We start from the raw sequence: 3348 nt of genomic DNA on the forward strand, positions 1-3348 counted from the left end.
ATCATCGGCCGCTGTCACTTGCTTACTCGAAACTTTATTACCATTCTTATACAAGTCAACAGTGATACTCTTCGGCCGCGTGTTGTTGGCGTTATTGTCATCAACCCACGTCTTCGTTCCACTAATCGAAGTCGTGCCCGATTGCAGTGTATTGGTGAAATCATCACCTTTTTGCGTACTACTGTAATCAGGGACGGTCGCTTCTTTAGTGGTGTAAGTAATTAAATTTCCATTAGCATCATACTTATCCAAATCTGTGAAACTATATTTCCAATCATTGGCGGCTGTCACTTGTTTGCTGGCGGCCTTGGTCCCGTTCTTATAGAGATCAATCGTAATGCTGGCTGGCCGTGTGTTGTTGGCGTTATTGGCATCAACCCACGTCTTAGTCCCACTTACTGATGTTGTGCCAGGTTTCAAGGTATTGGTGAAATTATCACCTTTTTGCGTACTACTGTAATCAGGGACCGTAACCTCTTTGGTCGTATATTTGATGAGATCACCTTGGCTGTCGTACTTGTCGAGGTCGAGAAAACGGTATTGCCACTTATCTGCAGCCGTCACTTGTTTACTAGCAACCTTTGTTCCGTCCTTGTACAACTCAATGGTGATACTCTTTGGCCGGGTATTGTTACTGTTGTTTCCGTCAATCCAGGTCTTCTGCCCGGCAATTGAAGTTTTGCCTTCAACCGTATTGATGAAATTAGATCCAGCCCGCGTATCGGTGTAACCTGTAACGGCCTCCTCTTTTACGGTGTAAGTTATTTGCTTACCTTGAGCGTCATACTTATCCAACCCTTTGAAACTATATTGCCAATCATCGGCCGCCGTTACCTGTTTACTTGCGGTTTTAGTTCCGTTCCGATACAAGTCAATCGTGATACTCTTCGGCCGCGTGTTGTTGGCGTTATTGTCATCAACCCACGTCTTCGTCCCACTAACAGTCGTCGTGCCCGCTTGCAGTGTATTGGTGAAATCATCACCTTTTTGCGTACTGCTGTAATCTGGAACCGTGGCTTCTTTAGTGGTGTAAGTAATCAACTTACCTTGATTGTCGTATTTGTCCAAGTTCTTAAAGCTATACTGCCAATCATCAGCGGCAGTTATTTCTTTACTGGCGGTTTTAGTCCCATTTTTATACAAGTCAATCGTGATACTCTTTGGTCGCGTATTATTAGCGTTATTGTCATCAATCCAGGTCTTCGTCCCGCTAATCGACGTTGTGCCAGATTCCAGTGTATTAGTGAAATCATCGCCCTTTTGCGCACTACTGTAATCTGGTACCGTCGCTTCTTTAGTGGTGTAAGTTATCAGCTTACCTTGAGCGTCATATTTGTCCAAGTTCTTAAAGCTATACTGCCAATCATCGGCGGCTGTCACTTCTTTACTGGCGGTTTTAGTCCCGTTCTGATACAAGTCAATCGTGATACTCTTCGGCCGGGTATTGTTGGCATTGTCGTCATCAACCCAGGTCTTGGTGCCGCTAATGGTCGTTGTCGCAACATCGGCGGCGGTCACAGTTGCCGTTTGTTTCTCTTCAGAAATGGTAAAGGGAATCGGAGTTTGATCTAATTTATAGCCAGTCGGTGCCTTAGTTTCGACAAATTGATAGTCGCCATCGGCCAAACCGTCAGCCTTGATTTCGCCACTTGCATTAGTCGTCAGCCCAGATTTAACGACCGTATTGCCCTGTATTAGGTCGAAGACGGCACCAGTCAATTCAGCGTCGGTCTTACTGTCCTTTTTGGTTAAAGTAGCCGAGCCGCTATAACCGCTGGCGGTACCGCCACCGCCCCAAACGACGTCCTTACTGGCCTCGGCGCTACTTCCGGTGCCATTACTACTAGTCCCGTCAACTTTATTCGTCCAAGTATTGCCTTGATTGGCATTCACATTGGACAATTTAGCAAAATAAACAATATTAACTGCCTTGGAAATATCACCTAATTTAATCGTTAAAACATTGCCATTTTGCGTAACTGTCGGCTGCACCGGCGTTTTATCATCATAGTAAGCCTGCAAAGAACCAGGTACATATTCTTGGTTCGGGCCCATTGTATCAGTTAAAGTAACGTCCTTTTGATCCTCATTATTATGGTTTGCCACCACGTTCCAAACAATCTGCGTTGGCGTACCATCACTCTCAACTGAACCGGGATCAATCCAGCCATTTTTACTAACTTGATAGTCGCCACTGCCACTATTCAAATCAGTTTTTCCTTTAAGGTTAAACGATAACGCTCCTTTACGTCCGGAAACCGTACTTGCCAGAGCATCGGTAAACGTAATCGTACCTGTCGTCTGCCCTTTAAGAATCGTCGCCGTCCCAACGGAAGTTACCCCGTCGCTACCGACAAGTTTAACCGTCGTATCCGTCGTTGGTGCATCAATGCTGTCAGGTAAGGTGAAAGTCGCCGTATCGCCAGCATTAATTTTGACATTATCGGCAATCGACCAATTATAGTTCACCTTATAATTGCCGTACATATCCAAGTTCGGATCATTCGTAACATCTTTACCCGAAGCATCTGTAATCGTTGCATCCTTTGCACCCAAGCCCGTCATCGCAATAGTTGCCGCCTTCGCAGTTTGTGAACCACTAATCGAAGAAAATGGTGACAATAACGACAACAAAACGGCAAAAATCATTAATATGGCCTGTCGTCGAGTCTTTGTAACGCGTTGCATTTGCTTTCAACCCCTTTATTCATCAACAACTCTTTCAATTACTACCTTACCTATAGTTTAATGTCTCTACATCAAAAAACCAATTCAATTTTTCAACTAATTCGTTTAGAAAATTGACTATCTTAGCCAAAAGCACCAATTAATTGATTTCTGCTTAAATTTTAGCGCAAAACCGGTGAATAAACAGCCCTATTTGGCTAATTAATTGAAGTGAATTTTTTTGTAGCACAGATTAATTTACGCTTTTGGATAAATCTAACTATGTGCTGCCTGATGGTATTATCGTAAAATATTAACCCATTTTTTAAAATATTTTTTATTCCTGATAGATTAATTACGTCATCAACTGGGCCCGACACATTACAACTCCTTCATAGAAATACCCCCTGAATTGTAAAAACCATTCAGGGGGTATTTGCCTTCTCAATCCGCCAACTTACGACTGATTTTATCCAAACTAGTGATGAGCGTTGCCTGCTGATTGTTAAGATTGATATTATTTAACGGAATAATGTTAATAGAATTGAAATGAAACACAATTAGCATAACGACCGTAATATTCAATACCTTTACGTTAAAAATCAAAAAAGAGGCTGTGACATAAGTAAGTTTAAATAAGACGTGGCACTGGAAAAATCGAATATTCGATTTTTCCAGTGC

At 42.7% G+C, this 3348-nt stretch carries 1 protein-coding gene; it reads right to left on the reverse strand.

Annotated features, from left to right (window positions below; genetic code table 11):
* Positions 1 to 2688 (reverse strand): Cna B-type domain-containing protein (locus EKM98_RS07500; protein ID WP_125981764.1); only part of this gene is annotated, 2688 nt, incomplete at its 3' end.
* Between the last annotated feature and the right edge of the window lie 660 nt (positions 2689 to 3348).

Source organism: Loigolactobacillus iwatensis, from assembly GCF_003950295.1.
In the GTDB taxonomy this organism is placed as follows: Bacteria; Bacillota; Bacilli; order Lactobacillales; family Lactobacillaceae; genus Loigolactobacillus; species Loigolactobacillus iwatensis.